Origin of the sequence: Nostoc flagelliforme FACHB-838, assembly GCF_014698065.1 — a bacterium.
In the GTDB taxonomy this organism is placed as follows: Bacteria; Cyanobacteriota; Cyanobacteriia; order Cyanobacteriales; family Nostocaceae; genus Nostoc; species Nostoc flagelliforme_B.
On record NZ_JACJSI010000031.1, the window covers coordinates 47,695 to 73,712 of the forward strand.

At 40.1% G+C, this 26,018-nt stretch carries 19 protein-coding genes and 1 pseudogene; 6 read left to right on the forward strand and 14 right to left on the reverse strand.

Annotation, left to right across the window (positions count from 1 at the left end; all coding sequences use genetic code 11):
- Positions 1–374: 374 nt before the first annotated feature.
- The 9 genes from H6G97_RS17060 to H6G97_RS17100 form a co-directional block, all read right to left on the reverse strand.
- A complete protein-coding gene (locus tag H6G97_RS17060; RefSeq protein WP_190941927.1) occupies positions 375–1,634 on the reverse strand; it encodes a lipopolysaccharide biosynthesis protein in 1,260 nt (419 codons plus the stop codon).
- A gap of 358 nt (positions 1,635–1,992) precedes the next feature.
- Positions 1,993–3,090, reverse strand: coding sequence for an exostosin domain-containing protein (locus H6G97_RS17065; protein ID WP_190941928.1), 1,098 nt, complete (start codon positions 3,088–3,090; stop codon positions 1,993–1,995).
- A gap of 116 nt (positions 3,091–3,206) precedes the next feature.
- A complete protein-coding gene (locus H6G97_RS17070) occupies positions 3,207–4,619 on the reverse strand; it encodes a glycosyltransferase family 4 protein (RefSeq protein ID WP_190941929.1) in 1,413 nt (470 codons plus the stop codon).
- On the reverse strand, positions 4,616–5,599 hold the full coding sequence (locus H6G97_RS17075) for a glycosyltransferase family 2 protein (RefSeq protein WP_190941930.1): 984 nt from the start codon (positions 5,597–5,599) through the stop codon (positions 4,616–4,618). The genes H6G97_RS17070 and H6G97_RS17075 overlap by 4 nt, the downstream gene beginning before the upstream one ends.
- A gap of 36 nt (positions 5,600–5,635) precedes the next feature.
- Complete coding sequence (locus H6G97_RS17080) at positions 5,636–6,601, reverse strand: glycosyltransferase family 2 protein (RefSeq protein WP_190941931.1); 966 nt, start codon at positions 6,599–6,601, stop codon at positions 5,636–5,638.
- Between the two features lie 74 nt (positions 6,602–6,675).
- Complete coding sequence (locus H6G97_RS17085) at positions 6,676–7,767, reverse strand: O-antigen ligase family protein (protein WP_199349428.1); 1,092 nt, start codon at positions 7,765–7,767, stop codon at positions 6,676–6,678.
- Between the two features lie 273 nt (positions 7,768–8,040).
- Positions 8,041–9,453 carry a GumC family protein gene (locus H6G97_RS17090; protein ID WP_190941932.1) on the reverse strand — a complete coding sequence of 471 codons (1,413 nt, stop codon included), beginning with the start codon at positions 9,451–9,453 and terminating at the stop codon, positions 8,041–8,043.
- A 326-nt stretch (positions 9,454–9,779) separates the two neighbouring features.
- Positions 9,780–10,955, reverse strand: a complete 1,176-nt coding sequence (locus tag H6G97_RS17095; protein WP_190941947.1) for a glycosyltransferase family 4 protein — start codon at positions 10,953–10,955, stop codon at positions 9,780–9,782.
- A 140-nt stretch (positions 10,956–11,095) separates the two neighbouring features.
- A complete protein-coding gene (locus tag H6G97_RS17100) occupies positions 11,096–12,310 on the reverse strand; it encodes a glycosyltransferase family 4 protein (protein ID WP_190941933.1) in 1,215 nt (404 codons plus the stop codon).
- Between the two features lie 756 nt (positions 12,311–13,066).
- Between H6G97_RS17100 and H6G97_RS17105 the strand changes: the two genes are divergently transcribed.
- The 3 genes from H6G97_RS17105 (at position 13,067) to H6G97_RS17115 (ending at position 17,384) form a co-directional block, all read left to right on the forward strand.
- Positions 13,067–14,278 carry a GAF domain-containing sensor histidine kinase gene (locus H6G97_RS17105; protein WP_190941934.1) on the forward strand — a complete coding sequence of 404 codons (1,212 nt, stop codon included), beginning with the start codon at positions 13,067–13,069 and terminating at the stop codon, positions 14,276–14,278.
- 1,020 nt (positions 14,279–15,298) lie between these two features.
- Complete coding sequence (locus H6G97_RS17110) at positions 15,299–16,714, forward strand: ATP-binding protein (protein ID WP_242054962.1); 1,416 nt, start codon at positions 15,299–15,301, stop codon at positions 16,712–16,714.
- Complete coding sequence (locus H6G97_RS17115) at positions 16,707–17,384, forward strand: response regulator (protein WP_190941935.1); 678 nt, start codon at positions 16,707–16,709, stop codon at positions 17,382–17,384. Before H6G97_RS17110 ends, H6G97_RS17115 begins: the two co-directional genes overlap by 8 nt.
- Positions 17,385–17,386: 2 nt before the next feature.
- Here H6G97_RS17115 and H6G97_RS17120 read toward each other — a convergent pair whose 3' ends face one another.
- Together H6G97_RS17120 and H6G97_RS17125 are read right to left on the reverse strand one after the other, a co-directional pair.
- A complete protein-coding gene (locus H6G97_RS17120) occupies positions 17,387–17,662 on the reverse strand; it encodes a hypothetical protein (RefSeq protein ID WP_190941936.1) in 276 nt (91 codons plus the stop codon).
- Positions 17,663–18,643: 981 nt separating this feature from the next.
- Positions 18,644–19,441: a hypothetical protein gene (locus H6G97_RS17125; protein WP_190941937.1), complete on the reverse strand. Its 798-nt coding sequence runs from the start codon at positions 19,439–19,441 to the stop codon at positions 18,644–18,646.
- A gap of 360 nt (positions 19,442–19,801) precedes the next feature.
- Here H6G97_RS17125 and H6G97_RS17130 point away from each other — a divergent pair, with 360 nt between their 5' ends.
- Together H6G97_RS17130 and ftsH4 are read left to right on the forward strand one after the other, a co-directional pair.
- The gene (locus tag H6G97_RS17130; protein ID WP_190941938.1) at positions 19,802–20,245 is read left to right on the forward strand and encodes a TOBE domain-containing protein; all 444 of its coding nucleotides are present in this window, start codon (positions 19,802–19,804) and stop codon (positions 20,243–20,245) included.
- Positions 20,246–20,989: 744 nt separating this feature from the next.
- Complete coding sequence (ftsH4, locus tag H6G97_RS17135; RefSeq protein WP_190941939.1) at positions 20,990–22,858, forward strand: ATP-dependent zinc metalloprotease FtsH4; 1,869 nt, start codon at positions 20,990–20,992, stop codon at positions 22,856–22,858.
- A gap of 163 nt (positions 22,859–23,021) precedes the next feature.
- Here the strand turns inward: ftsH4 and moeB are convergent, their stop codons facing one another.
- Positions 23,022–24,194, reverse strand: coding sequence for a molybdopterin-synthase adenylyltransferase MoeB (gene moeB / locus H6G97_RS17140; protein ID WP_190941940.1), 1,173 nt, complete (start codon positions 24,192–24,194; stop codon positions 23,022–23,024).
- Between the two features lie 140 nt (positions 24,195–24,334).
- Entirely contained in the window at positions 24,335–24,793 is a 459-nt protein-coding gene (locus H6G97_RS17145) for a M67 family metallopeptidase (protein ID WP_190941941.1), read from the reverse strand.
- Between the two features lie 805 nt (positions 24,794–25,598).
- Between H6G97_RS17145 and H6G97_RS54775 the strand changes: the two genes are divergently transcribed.
- Entirely contained in the window at positions 25,599–25,811 is a 213-nt protein-coding gene (locus H6G97_RS54775) for a calcium-binding protein (protein WP_190941942.1), read from the forward strand.
- 3 nt (positions 25,812–25,814) lie between these two features.
- Here H6G97_RS54775 and H6G97_RS51240 read toward each other — a convergent pair.
- A pseudogene (locus H6G97_RS51240) lies at positions 25,815–26,018 on the reverse strand (hypothetical protein); the annotation flags it as partial.

The following is a 26,018-nucleotide window of genomic DNA, read 5'->3' on the forward strand; positions in this document are numbered from 1 at the left end:
AGTCTGTGCGTCTACTGTGTAGGCAAAGCAGCAGGCAAGTACTATAGTAAAAAGACAGAGCAGAAAGGCTATTTTTTTGACACGCATATCACTAATTTTTAATAATTATTTCAAAAAGCGAGAATGTCTGTTGCTGAACTGATGTTATAGTTTCTAAAATAGTGCGTTTAGCACCATAGGCAGTAATTATCAAGGATATATTTATATTTTGCATAAAAATTCGCTGTAATCTAGTAAATAAGTCAGTAATTGTTGCTAAATCAAACTGAACCAAAACTAATCGCCGAGTTATAGGATTCAAAAGTATCACATATAAGATGTTAAGCTAGGATAAGAGTTAAAAACAGGGGAATTAATTAGCTTATCTACTCTAATCACTTAAGGTTTTTGATTTTGCCAAAAGCAAATTTATTTATCCAAGGAACGAAGGCAGCCAAAGCCAAATTGCTAAATAAAACTACGAAAGCAACCCAAAAAATTCCTTTATTAACCAGCAACACAATAGAGATAATAAAGATGAGAGTGAATGTAGAATCTATCATCAAAGAGATTCGGGTTTTATCAACTGCATTTAGTAGTAGATAAGATGCCCAAGAATATATTTTTGGAATGTTAGACAAGCAAACTAAAATCAATACTGGGATTGCTGGAATCCACTTTTCTCCAAAAATAATTGGTACATAAATAGGTGATAGAGAAGCTTGCAATAAAATAATTGGAATTAGAATTGCAGAAGTTCTTCTCAGGCTGCCAAAATATCGTTCTTTGAACTGTGCATAGTTATTTTTAACTTCACAGATATAAGGAAAAAGAGGAAGCATGAATGTGTAAAGAATACTATTTGTGATTCCAGAACCTGCATTAAAAGCGAAGTAATATAATCCAAGCGTCTCGATTCCCAGATATTTGCCAACAATAAGATAATCGATGTTTAATCGTACTCTATTTAGCAGATCGTTAATCAGTAGATTGCCACTAAAGCCAAGAATTTCTCGCCATCGTTCTAAGGTAAAACGAAGCGGAGGTCTCCAAGGATGATATTTCCAAGTGATAATAATCCAGATTGGTGCAGTTAAAAGCATTGGCCAAATAATTGCCCAAATACCCATTCCCAAGAGGGCAAATGTTGCAGTTATAATACTTGAAACAATTGCGATGACAACATTACAGGTTGCTGTAGCTTTAAATCGATTTTCTCGTTCAATTAAGGTTAGATGAGTGACAAACAGTGGATAGGCTAAATAAGTGAAAGCAACAGCGAACAGCGGTAGCGTAAGAGTCTGATCCTGAGAAAAGTAAGGAAGAAGGAATGCAACCAGGCATTGAATGATGAAGAGCGAACCACAGGTAATCCAATTTAACCAGTAGGCTGTATTGCAAATAGTTTTTACATCCTGCTCATCTGCCTGAATAATTTTGGCACCAACACCTCCTTTAAGTGTAAATACTTGGAAAAAATCGCAAATGGTATAGATAATTGCCATCAATCCATAGTCTTGTGGGCTAAACATCCGTGCCAGTATGACGGTGCTGGCTAACCGAATGAGGCGATTGGCTATCTCTGCACTAGCCATCCAGCCAACATTGCGGATATATTTACCTGATAAAGTTTTTTGGAGTCTGGCAATTAACATGAACTGTTCCTTCGTTTTGGCTGTTTAGCATTAGGTAGTTGGTTCAGATCAGCAAAATAACGTCTGGGCAAAAAGCTTTGTAACTGCTTACCTCAGGCAAATTCGTTTAGCTATGAGTGTCAAATGGGTTCTATAAACAACTGTCATTAGTCCGTAGTCTTGGGGGCTGAACATACGAGCTAGAGTAATCGTCGTTCCTAAGCGGAAGATACGATTCGCTAGCTCTGTTCCCCCTAACCAGCCAACATTGCGAATAAACTGACCGGATGATATTTGTTTGAGCTTATTGATTAGCATCACAATAGGGAAATAAGGGAATGAAATCTTTTTCTGTAAGCTCTAGTTAGAGCGTATAACCTCAATTTGTCACCAAGTTCCTAGATACCAAGGGTAGGTGGCGGTACAAGTTGGAGTAGAACCCTTCAGGAGACAATCGTTGTTCCCAAATTCTTCGACACTCACTCTGTAAATCTAAAAATTCCTGTGGTTGAAGTTTTTCATGAAACTCAGCGACTTTCTCTGGAATCAACGATATTTCATTCTCTTCTACCCAAACACAGTATTTTTTCCAGTCGATCTCGAAATCATAGGGAAGGACACAATTTGAGTTTACAAAAACTGGAATTCGACCACAGGAAAGAGCTTCATAAAAGCGAAAAGAGAAGTTTCCATATCCTCGACAGCAGAAAATATAATCACTGTTTATCATATTCTGAAAGTATTCTTCCCGAACCTGCCTCTGCAAATTCGCATTCTTTTCGTTAAAAAAAGGCTGCTCTCTTATAACAAAATTTGTTTTTACTAATGAGCTTTTAGATAAAGTAGGTAAAGCCTTAAGCCGGATAATATGGCCAATATTGTACTTTGGCGCTTGTGGTTTATGGAAAAACTGTTCAGTTTTATACAAGATAGATTTTGCATAAGTTTTGAGGCTTATGTTTGCTGAGAAACCACAGAAACCTACAGTTGGTTTAACTGGCTTCTGCCGTAGTATAATCTGATTATTAAAATAAGTTTTGATAAAATCCTCACCCCAAGCTGGCATGGCGAAGTCATTCTGTTTTCTAATGGAAGCGTACATCGATTGGCGGAATATCAAATCGCAGTGAGTGGGGAGATTTGTATAGGAGTGGTCACCGCCAAAGAAGCTTATGGTTTGCTTTCCAGCCTGCTGTCCTTTTTCTAAAAACTTTACTAACTGAAGTTTTGTTTCTAGAGTTTCTACCTCTGCCCAGTTAAGGGGCACGATTGCTACATCAGCTTTCTCTAGAGAAGAGAGTTGAAAAATAGACTTGCCAATTTTGATATAGTTATCAAAACACTCACTCCAGGGATAACATCCATTTTTCAAAGCGTTAGACTTAACTGAAGGTATGCCCCAGAACGGATAAAGTATTGGTTCAGATGCTTTTTCTTCTGGGGAGGAAATATACTCAGAAAAAATACTTAACTTCATTGAATTAATCTCCGTTTCTCTATTTGATAATTACTAGAAGTTCAAAAAAGTATGGCTTAGGTAATTTTGGGTGAAAGAAAAAATCCTAGAGCTAGGCACAGATATGAATGGAGTAGCTACCTATTCTTATGTATCCTCTGATTCATGAACACATCACGCAGTTGCTTACCGATTACTTCAGGTGAAAAGCAGCTCTCAGCATGGTATTTGGCATGCTGCCCCAACTTTCGACCCCAAACCTCATTGTCTAAAACCCGACCAAGTGCCGATGCCAGCGACGTTGCCTCACCACGAGATACGACTAACCCTCCAGACGCCTCGCCCCCCTCAAAGATATCAATTACACCAGGAGCATCTGCAGCAACTACAGGTAAGCCACAAGACATCGCCTCAATTGGCGCTACGGGAAAGCCTTCTTGTCGAGACGGTAACGTGTAAACATTAGCTGCCGAGAGGTAGCACTGAATTATCTTGCGATCGCTCACAAATTCGTTGAGCCATAGCACGCCCTTTAACTGCATGGTGTCAAGGCGTTGACGCAATTGCTCGGCATCACTTCCCGTTCCTACCATTAGCAGGCGCAAGTCTTGATCGGGACGCTCACCGCAGATTTGCTGCCAAGCCTCTAATAAGATATCTAATCCTTTGCGTTCGATCTCAACTCGTCCATGCCACGCAACCACTTTGGCATTGAGGGGAATACCAAGTGCTGCTCTTGCCTCAGTGCGATCGCTTGCTTGCCAAGTTGTTACATCTACGGGGTTGAAAATCCGGGCTATTTTGTGAGAAGGTATCCCGTAACGAGATTGAATTCGCCTAATCTCAGTTTGTGTTGCCACGATCGCACCTGTACAAGCCCGAAACGCCAGTCGTCGTGGCAGAACTTCGAGAAAGCTTTGAGTGCGATCGCCTCCTTGGAAAGTGGCAAATACTGGTAAACGCATCATTTTTCCCAGAACTACGCAACTGTCGAAGCGAGCATACTCATACTCTTGACACAATATTGCTTGACAATTCTCACGCCGCAGTTCTCTAGCTAACAAACTTAGAGGTGTAGAAAGATACGTTCCCAAGCTCTTAACTAAATCCTTAATGGGTGTAAGCAGAGAACGGCGAATTGTACTGTCATCCTCAATATCCTTAAAAGATTGCACATCGCTTGCTCCATAAAGATTGAGTGAATTACGTCGCACAGCGCGATAGGTATGATAAATGCCAGAAGCAGGCAGCACGCAAATCAAAGCACCAGTAGGTACATGAGTAAAACGCGATGGCTGATCGACACGAGCAGATATGCAAAACAGTACCGTCCTAACACCGACTTGTTTAAGAGCATTGATGTAGCCGAACATCCAGCTACCGACAAACTCTTGACAAAACGTCTCGAAAGAAATGTTGAGACTATCTAAAAAATCATCAATTAAATCGTAACAATGCAGTAAGGCGATCGTTGGCTCAGAGGGTTTACTCAACGAAGATAATTCCCCATCGTGTTCTACAGTCAGATGTAAACCAGAGAATTTGTTCATGCTTCTAACCTCGGATCGCTTAGAGTCAAAGGTTTTTTCATCAACTGTAAGAAATAATTAGCAACTTTAGCTGGGAGAATTAGTTTCAAAAGCAGCTTAATGAATAATTTTTGAGTTGTTTTATCTAGTAAAACTTGAGGTTTGAGGCAAATTGCTGACCATAAGTGTTGCTGGGCTTGGCTAATGCCACTGGTATCACCACGATGTTGCAAATACAGACCAGCGAAATAGATATGGAAACTTACCATAGTAGAATTTTTCAGGTATTGAAGTTCTGGAGGAGCTGCTTGATATGCTTTTTCCATTGCGATCAGAGCAACTTTTTTCATCGCTTCAACTTTAGATGACATCCCCCCAAGTGTTCGACGATAAAGTATCTGGTGTTGAGGTATCACAACAAAATACCAACGAGTTGATAGCCGCAGCCAATAGTCCCAGTCTTCACAACCAGGGCAAGTAGGATCAAAACCTCCAGTAGATTCCAGCGCTTGCCTACGTATCAGAGTGTTTGAACCATTATGAATAAAATCGCTAACTAACAACTTTTCATAAACATGACCGGAAAAAGCATATCTAGGTGATGGCAGAAATGATAAAGGTTTTCCTTGTTCATCTACATCCATAAAACAAGTCCAGCTATAAGCAACTCCTGCTTTTGGATTATGTTCTAAGGCCATTAATTGTAGTTCCAACTTATCGGCTGTCCACAAATCATCGGCATCAAGAAAGGCAATAAATTCACCAGTTGCATGAGATATACCACGATTTCGAGCTACTGGAACCCCACCATTTTCATAGGAAAAAATCTGTAAGCGCTCATCTTGAATACTCTCAAGTATTTCTACAGTCCTGTCTTTTGAACCGTCATTAATTACAATTAACTCAAAATCAGAAAAACTTTGTTTCTGAACAGATTCGATTGTTTCTGCTATAGTTTTTTCGGCATTATAAGCAGGAATAATCACAGAAATTTTGGCCATATTCTCACTATCAATAATTACTGCTGAGATGAGGGATCAACGTGCGATCGCTACTATGCGCTGACGCAGAGTATAAACATAGGATAAAAATCTTTGGTAACCATCAGGTCCAAATTGCCGCAATAGAGTAATCGCAATACTCAACCGCACAAATTCTTGTGAAAAGCAAAGCCAAGGGTAGTAAGCCAAAGCTTTTGCACGAAAACTAGCTGCATTTTCCCAATCTTGAGCACTGCTTTGTAAAGCTTTCCAAGCTAAACAGAGATTAGCAGAACCATAGCTTCGGTTTTTCAAATACTGCAACTCGGATGCTTCAGCAGAGAAAGCTTTTTCGATCACGATCTCAAAACTTCGTGCCATCGCTTCCCAATTTCTGGATGCACTACTTGAGGATTGCCGATAGTAAACCAAAGGTTCCTTCACCACCTTGAAAGGATAGCGAGATGCCATGCGTAGCCACATATCCCAATCTTCAAGATATGAGCCTAAGTTGCGATCAAATAGTCCGACAACCTCAAAGCAGGAGCGACGAACCATTGCTACACTCCCACACTCAACAATGTTGTGTTCAGTCAGCTTTTTCCAAACATCACCCTCAGCCTGATTTTTAAATACCCTGCCCGTAGGTTTACCTGTCTCATCAATGAATGCAACCCAGGTGTATACCAGCGCAACTTCTGGATTTCCTTCGAGAACACGCAGTTGTTTTTCTAGCTTAGTTGGTTCCCACAGGTCATCAGAATCTAAGAATGTTATGTACTCTCCTTTGGCATGAACGATTCCTGTATTGCGTGCTCCTGATAAACCTTGATTTTCCTGATTAATCAGCCTCACCCGTGGGTCTTTTATCTGAGAAATCCATCGCTCAGTTTCATCCGAACTACCGTCATTAACAACTATTACTTCAAAGTCAGTAAAGGTTTGGCTAAGAACATTTTCCATAGTTTCAGGAAGATAATTCATCGCATTGTAGGCTGGTATAAGCACAGAAACTTTTGGCATCTTTAACTATTACAAAAACTTATTAATAAATATTCAAACAATTTGTTGTACAAAATTTGATACCATACTAATTTTCATTCTTGAGGTGTTACAGAATCTGCTTCGTATTTTATACAATCTGATTTATCTTGTTTAACTATAAAATCTTTTTTAAATGCAATTCCCAATATTAACAAACCAGGCCAACAGACATAAGCTAAAGGTTCTATACTTTCGCCAAAAGTGAAGAAGAACATAACTAAAAGGATACTTAATCCAACCTTTGCCTGTTCATTAGTGTAAGCTTTAATCAGCAAATCGATAAAACTCCATAAGAAAGCTACTGCTAAAGCAATAAAGCCAATTAATCCATGAACATACAAAATTCCAAACCATTCATGGTGAGAACCTATCGGTTTGTATCCCACTATTGCTGGTCCTGTTGCCTCAATGCGACCATGTCCCCAGATTGGAGCCTCGTTCCACCAAGCCTCTTGCGCCATACGCGCTAATGTAGCCCGTACTTCTGAAGAACCAGAACGAGCTTTAGTAAACTGATAATTAAAATTTTCTAAAGTACTAATCAATGTTGATGAAAATATGCCTAGCAAAGTACTAACAGCCCCTGCCAATAAATGTACCCAAGGACGGGCAAGATTCATTAATATCCACATCGATACTAAAACCAATGGGAGGCAGAGCATAGCTAACCTAGATACTGACCCAAAAATCATTGTAACAGCACCAACCATCCCCAACCATCGCCACTTTTTGTTAAGTTCCTGTTGGGCAATGCAGAAGTAAATATTACCTACTAAGCCTAAAGCAGGAGGCCAGGGAGCAAACAATTGCAAGCGTGTTTGGTTTTCATCAATAACATAAAATAAATAGATTTTATAACTATCGATTACTCCTCCAAATACTTTTAGAGGAGAAACATAAGAAAAAATGGGAATTTTTAATAACTGAGCTAGGCTACAGATGCTCACTATAATTAAGCTTTGTAAGCATAAGATGCATACGGCTCGATAAATTATTTTGGAACGTATATTGAGGTGACCTATTAGAGGAAATAATGCTAACAGTCCCCAATTTCTATACCACATTAATGATGATTTTAGGATTTGGCTTATTTCTAAATTAAAATTTAAGTGCCCGACAATTAAAGCTACTTCTATAACCAGCATGGCAATAATCCATACCCAAGCTGATGGAGAAATAGCAATTTTTTCTGCTAGAGGTGTCTTTTCAGTTTGATTCCAGCACTTTCTGAGTAGATAAAATGTTAAGAAAGATGCTAATAAAGTTGCACAAACGTACTGTGCGCCTAACAAATAAATTGGATAAGTGCCAATAATGTAATACCAAACTAGAGATTCTGGAAGGTTTTGTGGCTTGATGGAAATTTTGCTCACGGGTGATTTAGGAAATAATGACTAAAATAAAGGGTAAAGATGATTTCAGACATCTGATTTAACTTTCCGACTTTTACTGCTGACAAGACCTAGCGATACTATTCCTGTGGTTAAGAAAAAAGAACCTAGAGATGTACCAAGCAGTACAAACTTTCTCTTAGGTGAACTGGGTTCTTCTGGCAGGCTAGGCTTAGACAATACGGACATTGATGGATAGGAAGCAGAGATATTGGAATTGCTTAGATCAAGCCTAGTTAAAGTTGATGAAAAAACAGCTTCTCCTATGCGAACATTTCGTTGCAGACTGTCCAGTTGTGATTCTTTCTGGGATAGATTTGTGAGCCTTGATTCCAGTTCAGCAGTCTGTTTTCCTAACTCCTGTGCTTGAGCTTGAAACCCTTTCTGTTGTCCTTGAAATGATATTAATTCTTGAAAGAGAACTGCTCGCTCTGAGGATGAGCTAGATGAGCTACCACCACTACTGAGAGTTAATTGTTCTATGGTTGCTTGAGAGACGGGCCGACCCAGCAGCGACTGAGCTTTTTGAATTAGTGCTGTACTAGTTGCATCCTTTTCCATCTGCTTGGTAATTACTGCTGGATGCGTTGGCAAATATTTAGCGCTTAAACTCGCTAGCTCTGCACTAACTTTGCTGTACTGAGCTAAATACTGTTGGCATGAGGGATTTGATTGCAGCACTAAAGCATCTACAGCTTCTTGAGAAGATAAGCCTAAACTGGCTGATAATTGCCTAAACCGAGCAGTTACTTGTTCTAGTTGCGCTAAGGTCTCAGCTCGTTGCCGCCGCAAACCTTCAAGGTTGACTGATACATCGCGCAGTTGCTCAGTTGCACTTAAGCCTGATTGAGCTTTGTAGTTTGAGAGGCGTTTTTGAGCTACTTGCAATTTTTGTTCAGCTCCACTGAGGACAGCTTGCAACCGACGGTTTTGCTGAATAATTTCCTCCTTTCTAAGTTGATCTAATTTTTCTTCCAAAGCTTTATTAAGGGCTAACGCTTTTTTCTGAGATTGTTCCGGTGTATCTCCTTTAATCTCGAACTGCATCAGGTTGGTATTATCGAGGATTTTGATCTGAGGTTTACCGAACTTTTCTACAGACATATTGAGATGATTAGCCGCAGCTTGTAAAACTTCATTAGTTTCAGCTAGATATTTATAGTTTTGTCTGGGGTCTGAAGACTGGCTGCTATAAGGAGAATCGCTGGAAGAAGAGGCTTCCCCGATTCCCGGTAAAGTGATATTTGTAGATGACTTAGCTCCAGGGAGAATAATCTTCCACTCACTAGAGTAAGTAGGAGGTGTTTTTTTGAGATAAAGTAAAGCGCCACTCCATATCATCCCATTAGCTAGTAGCCATATTGGCAAATAAAGTTTCCAGCTTTTTTGTCTCCAGGTTGAATGGGAACGAGAATTATGGATTACTGTAAAATCAGACATTGAGGGATTCCCATTATTTAAAGACAACTACAAAATTATCATTTTTTATAATTTTAGTTAGTTTTTGCTAAATCGTCTGTTCACGAATTCCTCTATAAATTGCTATGAAAAACACTAATACCAATTCTGTATGAAGATGCATAGAAAGAACCCCACCGCCTTCGGCACCTCCCCGATACTTTGGGGAGGTTGGGAGGAGTCAGAATAATGTGCAGCTTCAGATAAAATTGGTATAAACTGCTGTTTACTTACTGCCATAATACTTGCTTTATTCCCTTCGTCTGATCTAGCTATGGCTTGTAGTCATTAGTGAAGTGCTTTCCCTTTTAAATTTCTCTCACTGAAAACTCCTCTTTTGGAGTTTTAGTGAATTCACTAGGTAAGCCAGAAATTGCTCCATACAGTCTCAAGTTGTCAGCAGTAATCCGATCCCAATTGTAATTTATCTGTACATACTTTTGTGCATTTTTAGCCATTGCTGCTAATTGTTGGGGGTGATGAATTGCCCAGTCTAAGGAATTAATACAAGAGTTTAAATTTCCACATTCAAAAAGCATTCCCCGTCCCCCATTAATCAATTGCTGGTGGGGTGGGATGTCGCTTGCTAAAACTGGTATACCTTCCTGCATTGCCTCTAACATCGCTAGAGGTAGTCCTTCTAAATCAGAAGGAAGGACAAATAACCCTGCTCCTCGAACAATCTCCCAAAGACGAGTTCCTCGGAGTTCACCGGCAAATACAATATCTCGATTATTTGCAACCTTTTCTAATAGGTTTGAGGTAAAGGATTTAGTATCACTAACACCTCCAGCCAGAACAAGTTTCCATCCAGCTGGTTTCAGGGCTGAAAAGGCATCAACGAGCAAGTCGGGACGCTTTTCTGGTACCAATCTGCCTAAATACACAATATAACGCCCTTGTTGAAGACCCAACTGCGTACCGTAGGCAAAATTGGGGTCTGACTCACCGTAGCTGGCGGGGGCATTAGGGATGTAGACTGTCTCTTTACCGTAAGTTTGCCAAAAGTACTTTTGTAGTGCTTCTGATACCACAATCATTCCGTGGGCAAAACGTACTGCCGCCTTCTCCCCGGTGAGAATTAAGCGAGTAGAAAAATTGCCCCACTTTGCACGTTGCCAGTCTAGCCCTTGGCAGGTAACTACAATCTTTGCATTGCTAATTCTTGGTAAGCAAGTAAATAGAGATGGGCCCAGAGCATGGAAATGAACTATATCATAGCTTTTGCCAGTGGCAGCGATCGCTGCCAGTGCTGAGGTGACAAAAGCATCTATCCCTCTAAAATCCACGCTGGGCACAGATATAACTCGAACGCCCTGAAAGTCATAACTTTCAAGCCAAGAACTATGAGTGTAGGAAGAGCGAGCGAATAAATCTACAGAGTGTCCCTGTGCAACCATACGGGGATAAACTTCCGCACAATAATGCTCAATTCCACCCTGCTTGGGAGGTAGACCTTTTGCACCAATCACAGCAATTTTCATAGTCAAAAGTTATGCACAAAAAAGTTGTAAAAAGCAATAATGAAGATGTACGGATGCTTGTTTTGTAGAGCTAAATTCAGTATTATTGGTTCTCTTCAACAACAGCATCCTCGTAGGGGATTTAACCGCAAGTTGATTAATTAGCTAGCAATTGATAAAGTTCGCTTCTCCCAACGAGTAAACATGCCACTGTAAACATCCCTCATAACAGTACGAGCGGCATAAGGCTGTGCTGCTCGTACACAGGACGTACTTGGGTAATTTTCTGGATGTAGGATTATTTGCTGCAAAGAATCTGCTAAACACTCTGGCGATCGCACTTCACAAACAACTCCGTTGTCAGTCGCTAGTAACTTTGGAGTTTCACCACACCTAGTGGTAACTACTGGTGTTCCACTGGCGAGTGCCTCTAGAACTACTAAAGGTAGACCTTCGTAGGCACTGCTAAGGACAAAGACATTACTGATACGATGCAACTGCGCCAGATCCTCTATGGGAAGTGCCCCCAGCATTGTTACCCGATTAGACAATCCTAACTGAGCGATTTCTGTACGTATATCTGCTGCCAATTCGCCATCACCCGCTATCAGTAGGTGAGTATGCGGTTCATTTAAAGCCGCGATCGCACGTACTAACAAAATCGGATCTTTTTGGGGATGTAACCGACCAGCGAAGAGGATAAAACGTGTTTCCTCGCTCAAACCCAGCCTTTTCGCTAGTTCATGTCTTTGTGCTTCCCGTTCCGTTCGACTTAAGGGGTAGAAAATCTCGTTATCAAATGAATTTTTGATGTATTTAACACGATCTCCCATGCTGGGATAACGCTGTCTATACAATTGTGCTGAATCTGTATTACATGAGAAAACCTGGCTAAACTGGCGAACTAGCAAGCTTTCTAGAGCAAAATATGCTGCGGGAAATCTGCGCCACAAAATCGCATTTTTATCACCAGCAGCCTTAATCTGCGTTTGAATATCGTTATGAATAAACAAGGTTTTTTCTCCCTGCCAATTCAGGGCTGCTAAACTTGGTTCCAGCCGATGAAAGTGCATAAAGTCCGAGGCAAAGCTATGACCGACAAGTGCAGCCGCATACTTGAGGGTTGTCGGGATTAAACTTCTGAAGTTATCATTTTCCAAGGTAAATAGCGGGAAAAAGCTAATTTCTCTACCGGCTAATTCTGCTTCTTGCCACTTCCCGACTTTTTGAGTGCGATCGCTTCCTGTCCCTACTAGTCGCACCTCAAATTCATTGGGAGCGTATTTAATAAATGTATTAATAAGTGTTTGTATTCCTCCAATAGTAGAGTACCAAGGATTAAACTGGTAAAAAATAGTTAAAACAGGTTTATGCATGACTTACTATAATCTCAGCATATGTCGCCAAGGTTCTTGTAACTTTTTACTATGTAAAAATCTTGCTAATTAAGCTTGTATTTTTACGTTCAAGATACTGAGCGTTTTACTAAGTAGTTTAAGTATCTTTACTCCTATAGCATCCCTTGAAAGCTTAAAGAGCAACACTATCTCTAGATACCGTCCTAGGCAAATATATAGTTATCCACCAAGTTATCCGCTTGGATACTATATTTAGTTGTATCAAAAATGATTAATTTTTAAGGGTAAATACTTTATTGTTAAAGTTTTACCTAATACAAATTGTGGCATTTAAGCCTAAGTGGGGTTTTGCGATCGCCCAAGTAAATACACTTCTAGTTTGATACCAAGTAAATCCGCATGAGAAAACCAAACTATGTAAAGATAAATAAATACGGAGAATGGATCTACTGAGGTAACTGAGATACGGGTATTCGTTTAAGGATATTTCTGACTCGTGAACAAGATAAAACCCTATTAAACCTAAGAACTGCGGATTTCCCACAAAAAGTGGTCAATAATGCATCAATGCAGACAGCATCCTCTAGTGTGAAATAAAATTATCCACTCAGCTATCCACCTAGTTACACCTGATTTCTAAATATTTACTTCTTAGAGAGTATATACTTGCCAATATGCTAAAAATAGCAGATATATTGCGATAGTAAAGATGACAAAAGTAAATCTTAGGATTTATCTTTATTCTATACGCAGTTCATGCCTCAGACTTTTCTAATGAATGAAATTATATTAACTGAAAATGAAACCTTGAGGCTCCAAGCCCTGCACCAATATAAAATTTTAGACACTATTTGTGAAGCTGCCTTCGATGAGCTTACCCGTTTAGCGGCACAAATCTGTGGTACTCCCATAGCTTTAATCAGTTTAATTGATGAGTCCCGTCAGTGGTTTAAATCGAAAGTCGGATTAGACAGTGAATCAACCTCTCGCGATCTTGCATTCTGTGCCCACGCGATTTTGCAACCCCATGAAACTTTGATTATTTCAGATACACTACTCGATCAGCGTTTCGCTACCAACCCATTAGTAACTTCCGACCCTTGTATTCGATTTTATGCTGGTGCGCCGCTGATAACACCGGAAGGAGATGCTTTAGGAACACTCTGTGTGATAGACCATGTACCACGACAGATGAACTCAGAACAACTGGAAGCATTGCAAGCGTTAAGCCGTCAAGTCATGGCTCAAATGGAGTTAAAGCGTAATTTATACAAGCTAGAACGTATAACTAGTAATGAACATAAACAGATTGAATACCTAATTTCTGCTCTTTCCCACGATCTACGTACTCCTTTGCTAGCCACTCGTGGCACTCTGTATGCGATGCTAGGTGGAGCTTTTGGTTCTGTGAGCGACACTTGGAGAGATGTGCTAGAAGATTGCCGCCAAGCTAATGAAGACCTCTTGAAGTTTGTCGAAGCTCTGTTAAATGTATCTCGCTACAAAACTGAAGTTTCTAAAAGCTTGAAGTGCGAAATTATTAACTGGAAAAGCATTTTTATCAAAACCATTCTCCGCAGCAATAGTACTCGCAAACAAAAGTCTGCAATTAGATATAAAATTGCTCCTTCACTGCCGATTGTGTATGGTGATGCTCTTGAGATTCAACGAGTTGTGCAGACAATACTTGATAATGCTGTAAAACTCAATAATCCAGACCAGGAAATTACTCTTGAGGTAGCATTATTTGGAGTTGAGAAAGTAAAAATATCAGTGCGATACAATGGCCGGGGAATTGCTACTTTAGACAAGGAAAGCCTTTTTAATAGCTTTATTCAAGGACGTGGCCGGAATAATATAGATAAGTTAGGTCTCTATTTATGCTTTCAAATTGTGGAGGCTCACAAAGGCACTATCAACATGGAAAGTACTGTCGAGAATACTACATTTTGGTTTACCTTACCTGCCACCTTATTGAAATGCTAGATACCTAAAGCGACAAGAGATGTAAAAAATGATCTTAAATTGGTTTATAGCAGACATTTGTTAAAAATTGTTTTTAATAATTATAGCCATATCTTGCACATTTCCGTATTAATCTGTATTTCTTAAAACTTTAATAGATAAAGCTACATTAGTTTTATTGACTTTGATCACTAAATAAAAGACTTTGGCTCAAATACTGAGTTATTTAAAGATATTATTTTTTTGTAAAATCTTGTGTAAATGTGTAAATGCAATTTATACATTGAACTTAATCAATCGATATAAGCGATCGCCGTTTCTGGAGGCTGATAGGGAAAATAATATGTATCACTATAGTCGTTGGTAAGCCACAGATGGGAAGCAAAATTCCAGCACTATATTTGTATGGGGAAATCGTTGGTATAGGTGAAGGAATTTTTCGCTCTCTGGACAGAGGAAAAACATGGGTAAACATCGCCTTTTAAACCAGCCTATTGGCAATGAGCCTAATGTAATGGAGGCTAGCTGGCAGCAATTCGAACTAGTCTTTATTGGCACTAACGGTAGGGTAATATACTATGGAAATCCGTAAAAAATGTTACACATTAGTTAGATTTAACCTATAAATAACCTCTAATATAAATTTTCAAGTCGGAAAAGTGGGTAAAATATGAAATTTTGTATAAGGTGTATTAATTTATATGTATCATGTTATTGTTAATATTATTTAATACAATAGAGCTGTTAATACTGAGATTATAAAAAATAAAGGATATCTATATGGATATGAACAGTTAAGGCTTTTGAATAACAAGATTGAAAGTTTAATACCAGCAGAGCTGTTGCAGTTCCAGAGTCTAAAATTTTAGTTAATATGCTAAAAAACTGTTATTAAGGTGGTGAAAATATTACATAGTGATAGCTATTAGCTTGATACCTTTCCTAATTCATTCATCTAGGAAAGGTAATTTTTTAACTCCTCTCCATACTAGTATTTTACTACTGGTATTGTTTTTATTTGGACAGCAAGCCTTTAATCTCTTGATAGCACACCTAAATCATGAAGCATGTGACCGGATAACCCATGCTTTATTGGTAGAGCGAGAAGGAGAACGTCTACTCAATGCTGTGATAGATAATAAAGAAAAAGGTTTTCTAGAAAATTCTAGTCAGGGGCGAAGCAATCCTATAGATTATGGTGATAAGAAGCCCAGTTTCCACAACAGCTTCAACCATCTGTACAATCTCGTACAAGACAACCCTGCTCAAATAAAGCAACTCGATAAAATTAGATATATCTATAACCAGTGGCAAAAGGAGTTAAAGCAAAAAGCGCTTTCTGGTTCTGTCAGCAACTCTGCTCTAGCAAAAAGCACTTCATTTGATTCCTTGCACAACGAGATTGAGAAACTGATTCAGCACAAAGAGATGCTTTTGAGGGTTCGGAAAAATCGTGTACAGTACTTGAATGATATTAACACGGCGATAAATATTTTCAGCACATTAGTCATTTTGTTTGGAGCGGTTTTAAATCTCCATTTGTTGCATCGGCGAGTCAAGCTTCCATTAGACAAATTGACACAAGTTAGTAAACTTTGGCAAGCGGGACAAATGGAAGTGCAACTCTGCTATACTTCTAAAGACGAAATCGGGGAACTAGCTGGAGTTCTGAACGCGATCGCTGATGAGACTCGTCACCGTCAAGAAAGCATTGAGGTGCGTAACCAACAGCTTGAAGACATGATATCTGCACTTTCTCACGATCTACGTATTCCTTTACTTGCCACTCGTAACACCCTAGACTGTATGATCAGAGGAGCTTTTGGCCCAGTAAATGACACTTGGAAGGAAGTGTTTGAAGAGTACCATGAAGCTAATGAGGATCTGCTTAAGCTTGTAGAACTCCTCTTAGATATCTCCCGTTATGAAGCACGCAGCGCTTCTTTAATCTGCGATCGCCTGAATTGGAAAAAGATTTTAATTAAAGTAATTGGTCAGGTGAAAGCAACATCTACACATGAGTTAGCTTTCGTTTGTAAAATTTCTCAATTGCTGCCAACTGTCTACGGTGATGAATTAGAAATTCAACGAGTTTTACAAAACTTACTTGATAACGCTGTGCGGGTAAGTAAGCCTAAAGGGGAAATTCTTCTTGAGATAACGCCTTATGAAGAAGGCCAAGTGAAGATTTCGGTAAGTGATTACGGTTCAGGAATTGCACCGCAAGCTCAGGAAAAGCTGTTCCACCGATTTATTCAAGGACGAGGGCATCGTGGAAGAAGCGGGCTTGGTCTGTATTTATGTCGTCAAATTATTGAGGCTCACGGAGGTAACATTGGTGTCGAAAGCTCTCTTGGAGAGGGAAGTACTTTTTGGTTTACTCTCCCAAGTGCCATCAATAACGTTGATTGCCACTATGAACAGAATATAACCAAATGTAGCAAGAATAATGCCTAAGATTGACGAAGAGAAAACTGTGCGGGTTCTATTAGTTGATGATCACGCTTTAATCCGCCGAGGGATGAAAGGACAATTTAGCCTTGAACCTGGTTTTAGTATAGTTGGAGAGGCGTTGGACGGTGGGCAGGCTGTTGAATTAGCTAGCCAACTGCAACCAGATTTAGTCTTAATGGATATTGATCTGCCAGTTATGGATGGGATTACAGCCACCCAGCAGATAAAAAGTAGCTGCTTGAACACTTGTGTTCTAGCCTTAAGTGCCTTCGACGACGATATCCAGGTCATGGGGATGCTTGCAGCGGGTGCTGATGGTTACTGCCTTAAAACCATTGAATGGGAACAACTCATCGCCGTCATTCAATTGATACTTCAAGGTGGTGCTTATTTAGATCCTCTAATAGCTCAAAAAGTTGCTCGGATGCTTAGGTCAACTGTTGTCGCTTCCGATGTTCCTGTATCTCAGGTAATAGCGCAACCTATTCTCAGTAATCGTGAACGCGAGATTCTTAAACTTATTGCACAAGGGTGCTCAAACCAGCAAATTGCAAACCAACTCTACCTCTCACTTGGAACCGTCAAGTCTTATGTACGTATGGTTCTCAACAAACTTAGCGTTGATGATCGTGTTCAAGCAGCAGCTTTAGCCGTACGCCAAGGGTTGATTTAAGCTTAAAGAAATTTATGTAAATAGGCAGATAATTCTGTAAAAGTAGTAGCCAGTGGTGATTTGTCATTTATAAGTTGTTCTGACCACAAAATGCAAGGCTGAAGTAGCTGATGCTGGAATTTCTCAGGTATGGGCAGACATACAACGAATACATGAGGTGCAAACAAAGCTATCTCTTCAAGCGTAGGAATATAGTAATATGGAAAAACTTCTGCATTTTGTTTTAGGCAATGACTGCTGACGCGCTGCACGGTCGTGACATTGCTACCAATAACCATAATTCGGTGTCTTTTCATATAATTTATGAAACTATTCCATTAATTAATATTTATTTATAAAGCTTAAAGACAAGCTCAAGTATTAAAATATAAAAAACATGAGCAATTCAGCCGTAATCTAACAAGTCCAGAGACTACTATTATTGCCTGACTATAGTTGACTATAGAGATAATGAGATAAACAAAATTTCTCACTCGCTACTTGAAATATTTTGACTTGCCATATCATGCGTTCAACACTAATTCTGCAAATAGCTTAGAAATTTGGTCATTCCATAGCTTTTACCTAATTAAACATAGATGGGTTGTATTGTGCTTACTTATTATGAAATTTAAACTATCTGTACGCTACAGCCAAGCGGATAGTTAGATGGATAATTTTATTCCTCATTAGGATACTGTATAAAAAATAATTGAAGTAGCCATAAGATAGTATTTTATATAGCAGTTATAAATCATTTGTGAAAATTATATATCTTTTTTATTTCTTATCTTTGCGTCCTTGGCGTCCTTCTCTGCGAGACGCTGCGCGTTGGCGAAAGCCTTTCGTAGAGAAGGCAGTTCGTTTCCTAATCTATATTTTTCACGACTTATTTAAGATTGCTATAGTGGTATTTACGTATGAAAGTATATGTAGGCTTCACTTCCGAATTTGGAAATTCCGCTCAATGTCAGTCGGAGCTGATCAACTTAAGCATTTCTTGAAAACTTTAAAAGTTGTGTCAAATAAGAGCGGTGCTTGCTAACATACAGTCAATAAAAAATAAGCTTGCATTAGTTGCTCCAAAATTGCGTAGGCGTACCCCTATGAGGAAGCAAGCTACGTGTAGCGTCTCGTAGAAAGGCCCGTCGTAGATATTACAGATTCAAGCATTGCCTCTTATACAATTAAAGGATTTAAGTTAGGCACTATTAGATAGATTTCTCGACAGTAGCAGACTTGACAGAATGTCTAAATCATCTCGTGAAAAGCTGGAAAATTCACTCAACTTCCTCACAGAGAATTAACAGCGTTTCCATCTCCTTTGCTAGAGAAATTAACTCTGTCCAAGAGGAGGCACTAACTAAATTTTGGGCGTGAGCTAATCGATTTCGCAACTGTTCAGCAGACTTGAGGAAGCGTTCGCCAAATCGTTTTGATTTTAGTCCCAGTTGTTGGAGAAGTTCTGGTTGATTTAAAATCAACTCTCGCTTATCACAGAATTGCAGATAATCTAACAAATCGGTGGCTTCGTTTCTTTCTTGGCTTTCTCGCCATAGTCGTTGAGCAACTTCTAAGCGTTCAGGTTTAAGGACTTTTTGCCAAGAATCTTGGGGATAGTAAATCCGCACCAGCCGCAGCAAATTCATTTCTAGCAGCGTTACCAAGCCAAACAGTAGCATTCGCGCGGGTGCTTTCTGCAAGTCGCCACAGGTAACAATACCACTTACCTGATTGCAGTCCAAGACAAACAATCGCGGAGTTTGTTGCAAAATAGGGAGCAACTTCATCAGTGGGGTAGAAATTGCAATTAGTTCTTTGGGATGAAACACCCTTTGATAGTCGCCACACTTGCCTTCTTTGCCTTGAATCAGACTAGAGCGTTCTACATAACCGCTAATAATATCTCCCGTCTCAACGCCGATAACATCAAAATTTTGTGCTTGCATCCAATGCAGCACTTCTTTTACCTCCGCATCAGCTGGCATAGCTTTCAGGGGTTCTGCCACGTATTCAATGGTGATATTGTTCTCAAATAAACTCCGCAGGTCTTGAGAACGCGATTTTAGGTGTTTCATCCCCCGACTGTAAACTCACGTTAAATAATCCTACGGCACTCATGCGATCGCTAGCAGATTTTTCTACCAGATTAACCCTGCGTAAGCATCGCTATTCCAACAAATACCATAAATCAATATTATACCATCTTAGTTGGTAATGTTTTAGTGATGATTTAGACAATCCCAAGTAACGAAATATTTCGCATCTAGAAAAAGATAAATATATATATAGTTAACTATATGAGATTAGTCGATTAATTTGCGATAAGATGCCGAAAATGCTGACAAAAAAATGTTATTAGTACGACATATCGAATTGATACTTGGTAGAATTTTACCAAAATAACCAGATAACCAAAATTGATAATATTACTTATTATGCCAAGAAAAGAACAAGGATGGGTTACATTTCAAACCTCTGAGAACGAGCGGAAGATTCTGGAGGAATTCTGCGAACAGTCTCAACGCACTAAGACTGAGATTCTGCGAGAACTCGTGCGTAGTCTGAATCAGCACTCATCAGCGCCAATATTACCAACAACTCAGCAGGAAAAACAGGAAGATACTTATACTTCAAAATCTGATATAGAAAGTAATACTCAAAAGAAATCATTAAAAGTTAGCTCTCGAAATATTCTTAAAGGTGTTGTTAAACGAGTTATTTATGGGGCAGTTAATAGTGAGGTGACTCTGGAGATTATTCATAAAGTAGAATTAACTTCGATTATCACTAGAGCTTCCGCAGAAGAGTTGGAACTATCAGAGGGAAAAGAAGCTTATGCAGTCATTAAGTCTAACGATATTGTCATTGCTAGAGAATAGGAATAATTTATTTTGGATGTTAGATATTAATAGAATTAATTAGCACCAATTTTTTGATTTTAGAAAGCTACAACATAAATCGAATATATAGTTGATGCAATACTACTCGGGTTTTGCATTTTGAACTCAAAGTTTGGTTTTGGGAAAGGGTTAAGGGTTTTTTCTTTCTCTTTTCCCATTCCCTTTTCCCCCAAAACCCGACAAGTATTGATAATTGATGCGATGTCTTCTCTGCAAGACGCTACGCGAACAACGGTCTACGCCTACGCAGATGCAAAATGAGTAGAGGTGTAAGGCTTTGCGTTCCTTCTATACACTTGCACCACTGATGAAAGTATGATTAGTTCTCTCATTTCAAGTGCTGCTAATCATTTGAGTACGGTAAACCGTATTTACTCATTAGTTCCCAAAGATTAATTTAATTGTTAAGTTTAGTTACATAAATAAAAAAATGCTGCAAGCATTGCTAAACGGGAGAAATTATGAGATGTGGTATTATCGTTGACGAACAAGACAAACTGAACAACTTTGCGTAGGCGTAGCCTGTTGTAGACATCGCTTAGATTGGGCGAGTATACCAGCGTTTTTGACCAATCTTTAATCAAGTTTCTCAAATTGTAAAGAAAGATGAGGGCAATGAGGGAGCAGAGGGGTAGAGAAAGCAGGGGATAATAACCAATGCTCCATTCCTCATCCCCCATTCCCCTGCCCATTTAGTTTTCATTCTAAGGATTGGTAAAATCTATGGCAATTAAAGAACAGCCTAAGTCACCTCGGTTTCGGATCATTGCAAATATATTATTGGGAGTATCAGGGCTATTCCTACTGTTAAATTTATTTTTGCCTGGTTTATTCGCTTCTGGCCCTGCTGGTGTTCCCTATAGCTTATTTATTCATCAAGTACAAGAAGGGGAAGTCAGCCGCGTTTCTGTTGGTCAAAACCAGATTATTTACCAACTAAAAGCAGAAAATGCCGAGCCAGCCCAGGTGTTTGCAACGACACCAATTTTTGATTTAGAGTTACCCAAACTACTAGAAGAAAAGGGAGTTGAGTTCGCGGCTACACCTCCACCCAAAAATACTTGGTTTACAACCCTCTTGAGTTGGGTGATTCCACCACTGATTTTTATTGGCATTTGGCAGTTTTTTCTCGCCCGTGGTGGTGGCGGCGCTGGCCCTCAAGGTGCGCTTTCTATTGGTAAGAGCAAAGCTAAGGTTTATGTTGAAGGTGAATCAGCTAAAATCACCTTTGCAGATGTAGCTGGCGTAGAAGAAGCAAAAACCGAGTTGGTAGAAATTGTAGATTTCCTCAAGACTCCAGCACGGTTTACGCAAATTGGCGCTAGGATTCCCAAAGGTGTGTTGTTGGTAGGCCCTCCTGGTACTGGTAAGACACTTTTAGCGAAAGCCGTAGCAGGAGAAGCAGGAGTTCCATTCTTCAGCATCTCGGGTTCTGAGTTCGTAGAATTGTTTGTCGGTGTCGGTTCTTCCAGAGTGCGGGATTTGTTTGAGCAGGCTAAAAAACAAGCTCCCTGTATTATATTCATTGATGAATTGGATGCGATCGGTAAGTCTCGTAGTAGTAATGGCTTCTACGGTGGTAACGATGAGCGAGAACAGACCCTCAACCAATTACTTACGGAAATGGACGGGTTTGCAGCTGGTGATGCAACGGTGATTGTGCTAGCAGCTACTAACCGCCCCGAAAGCCTTGACTCTGCATTGCTGCGTCCAGGCCGCTTTGACCGCCAAGTATTGGTAGACCGTCCCGATTTATCTGGTCGTGAAGCAATTCTCAAAATTCACGCCCAAAAGGTAAAATTAGGAGATGATGTAGATTTAAGAGCGATCGCTACTCGTACCCCTGGTTTTGCTGGTGCAGATTTGGCAAACTTGGTGAATGAAGCGGCATTATTGGCAGCCCGTAATATGCGTGAAAGTGTTGCTCAAGAAGACTTTGCCGAAGCAATTGAGCGGGTAGTTGCCGGTTTAGAAAAGAAGAGTCGCGTGATGAACGAGACTGAGAAAAAGATTGTTGCATACCATGAAGTTGGTCACGCAATGGTCGGGGCGCTAACCACAGGAAACGGTCGTGTAGAAAAGATTTCGATTATTCCTCGTGGGATGGCAGCTTTGGGCTACACTCTGCAACTACCAACTGAAGACCGCTTTTTGATGAATGAAGATGAACTGCGGGGTCAGATTGCAACTTTGTTGGGTGGACGTTCCGCCGAAGAGATCGTGTTTAACAGTATTACAACAGGTGCTTCCAACGATTTGCAACGAGCAACTGACTTGGCAGAACGGATGGTAACAGCTTATGGCATGAGCAAAGTCTTAGGGCCATTGGCTTACCAACAAGGACAACAAGCGATGTTTTTGGGTAATGGTGGGGCTAATCCCCGGCGGGCAGTGAGTGAAGACACATCCAAAGCCATTGATAGCGAAGTCAAGGAAATCGTGGAAACAGCCCATGAGCAAGCCCTAGAGATTCTTAGACAGAATCGAGACTTGCTAGAAGCGATCGCTACTCAACTCTTAGAAACAGAGGTCATTGAAGGCGAAAAACTGCACAGTTTGTTGAGTCAGGTTAAACCTGTAGCTAATTCGTAATACTCGCCTCCGGTGAGAAGCAAGCTACGTAATTAGGAAAGTCAAACTTCATACATAGAGGGACGCAGAGGATAACTTTGCGTCCCTCTGCGTTAAACCTCTGCGTTCCTACCCTTTGGGAAGGCGATTCCTATGCGTTTCAAAAATGCCACTCATCACATTTTTAATACTCTGGAACTGAAGGATCTATTTCTCGACTCCAAGCGGTAATTCCGCCTTTAACATTTGTCCCCACAATCCCGGCTTCCTTGAGGATGGCGAGGGCTTTTGCCGATCGCCCGCCCATTTTACAATGAGCAATTAAGCGGTGGCCGTTCAATATTTCCTTCACTTTAGCAACACCATTCCCATTTTCAATGTCTGGTAAGGGCACCAACACTGAACCAGGAATCTTAGCAATTTCGTACTCATGGGGGTTGCGGACATCCAGCAGTACAAAATCCTTCGCACCGCTATCTAGCAACTCCTTCAAATCCTTAACAGTCATTTCTTGGCTTTCCAACTGCTGTTTTGCCTCCTCTGCTTTAGCTTGTGGAATCCCGCAGAATTCTTCGTAGTCTACCAGCTTTTCAATCACTGGGCGAATCGGGTTAGGACGCAACTTCAACTCCCGAAATTTCATATCTAAGGCGTTGTATAGCAGCAATCGTCCACTAAGAGTGTTACCTTGTCCAAGAATAATTTTGACAGTTTCGGTTGCTTGGATTAAACCAATAATTCCTGGCAAAATTCCCAATACGCCACCTTCTGCACAAGAAGGAACCATTCCTGGTGGTGGTGGTTCTGGGAAAAGGTCACGATAATTCGGGCCACCTTCGTAGTTAAATACAGTAGCTTGCCCTTCAAAGCGTAAAATTGAACCGTAGACGTTGGGCTTATTCAGCAATACGCAAGCATCGTTAACTAGATATCTGGTGGGGAAGTTATCGGTACCATCCACTACGATATCGTAAGGCTGAAGAATTTCCAGGGCGTTTTCGGAAGTCAGGCGAGTTTCGTATAAATCAACCTGACAATAGGGGTTAATCTCGTGAATGCGGTTTTTTGCGGATTCAATCTTAGGTTTACCCACCCATGATGTACCGTGGATTACTTGGCGTTGTAAATTAGAAGTATCGACAACATCGAAATCGACAATCCCGATGCGTCCAATACCCGCCGCCGCCAGATATAAAAGTAGTGGTGAACCTAGTCCACCTGTACCGATACACTGTACACTGGCAGCTTTCAGGCGCTTCTGTCCTTCTAACCCTACTTCCGGCAAAATCAGGTGTCGGGAGTAGCGTTCGTAATCGTCTTTGGTCAACTGGATTTCATCCAGATTGGGATTGAGCATAGCAGTTATGATCTGGGAGAGCGGAATATTAATCCTATCGAAAAACTGTATCTCATATAGAGATAGGGAGTAGGGAAGACGGATTTTCATCCGTGGTAGCGGTGAAAACCGTTACGAGTGACTATCTTTAAACTAAGTCGTTAAATTATATTTTCAATTGCCTCTACTTGAAACTGATGAGTATCATCAAGGCTCCAACTTTTGAGTTCTCCAGCTTTGCCGTTTTGGACGGTAACTATTATATACGAGTATCCCTGCCAAGCGTATAAGCGATCACATTCTGAGGGTATAGCAGGATGATCTGGGTGGGAGTGAAAAATGCCAATAATATTCAATGAGCGATCGCGTGCTTGCTTTTGTGTTTTTAGCATAACTTCGGGTGCGATCGTATATTGCCGTCTTTTACTTTCTGTTGTGCGTTCTCCTGGAAACTCAGCCGCCGCTTCAGTATTCCAGGCATTTTCTGTTGGCATGACTTCCACCACACTTTTGCCCTCATTAGCAAGATAGCCCAAAATTATACCACAGCACTCATCTGGATAGGTGCTTTCGGCATGGGTGCGGATAGTTTGCAAGTGTTCTTGGCTAAATTTGATCATGTCTGCGTTTGGATTTTTGGCACACATATAAGATATTGCCACACGTAGGCGTAGCCCGCCCTAGGCGATCGCAGCAATCAAAAAAGAAAATATCTATATTTTTGGATCAGTCTTTCAAGCATCTTTGAAATTTGACTGTCAACTCGAAAAATGTAAACTTTTTACAAAGTGAAGTATTTATGTACACATTTATTGGTAAGTAACGTGAAGAATATATAAAGATACTTCTTTAAGTATAGACTTTTAAGTAATTATTCAGGATACAGTTATTATCAAGTTATTAATCAGGTTATTTAAGTGTTATTTATTTTCAAACTAAATACCTACAGATAACAGCTGACAACAATAGTGTAAAAAAGTTTTTCCCTATTTTTTAGACAGCAGAGCTTACGCATTGACAAAAAACTAAATATCAAGTCTGATTTTCAGACATTTTAGCTTGCTCTTAGATATTTTTCAGCTTTTTCTATTGAATTAAGGGTGGTTACAACAAGCCGGAAATTTCTTCTTGTCGTTAATGGATAGGCTGATGAATTCGTACAACACCTAAAACCTAAAGGAGCATCCTAAATGTATAAAAACATAATTTATCATTGCAAGCGGTGTTCTATATAGCTAGATAAGTGCTACTTGCAAGTTGGTTAACAGGGTGAATTTTGAAATAAAAATTGCTTTTTCTCAAAACTGAGATGAAAATATGCCGAAAACGTCAAATCTTCGATGAGTTATTTGTACTCTTTGATGGCGCAAATAACAAATTGATAGTTGAAGTTACTGAAAAATTGATTTAGGTAGGTAGAAAGTTATGGCAAATATCAATGGCACCAACGGTAATGATGTTCTCTATGGGACAACGGATGATGACCTGATTAATGGTTTACAAGGCGACGATAAATTGGATGGTAAGGGAGGCAATGACAATCTTGTTGGTGGTTTTGGCAATGATACTCTCTTAGCCTCTAGTACTAACGGTAATAACACCCTTGATGGTGGGGCTAGTGACGATTCGATTAATTAGATGCTAACTATTCATCAGGCAATAACCTGTTTTCTGGGGGGAGCAACGCGATTTTGTGAGGTTGGGTGAAAAAGCTGCGATGCCTGCGGCGACATCTTCCAATGAGCCGATGGCTGCGGTGGCATCCAAGGCTTCAATGTCTTTTTGCTTTTCGGGTTTGCTGCTGATAACCGTAACTGTATGACCTTTCTGCACTAACTCTTGTGT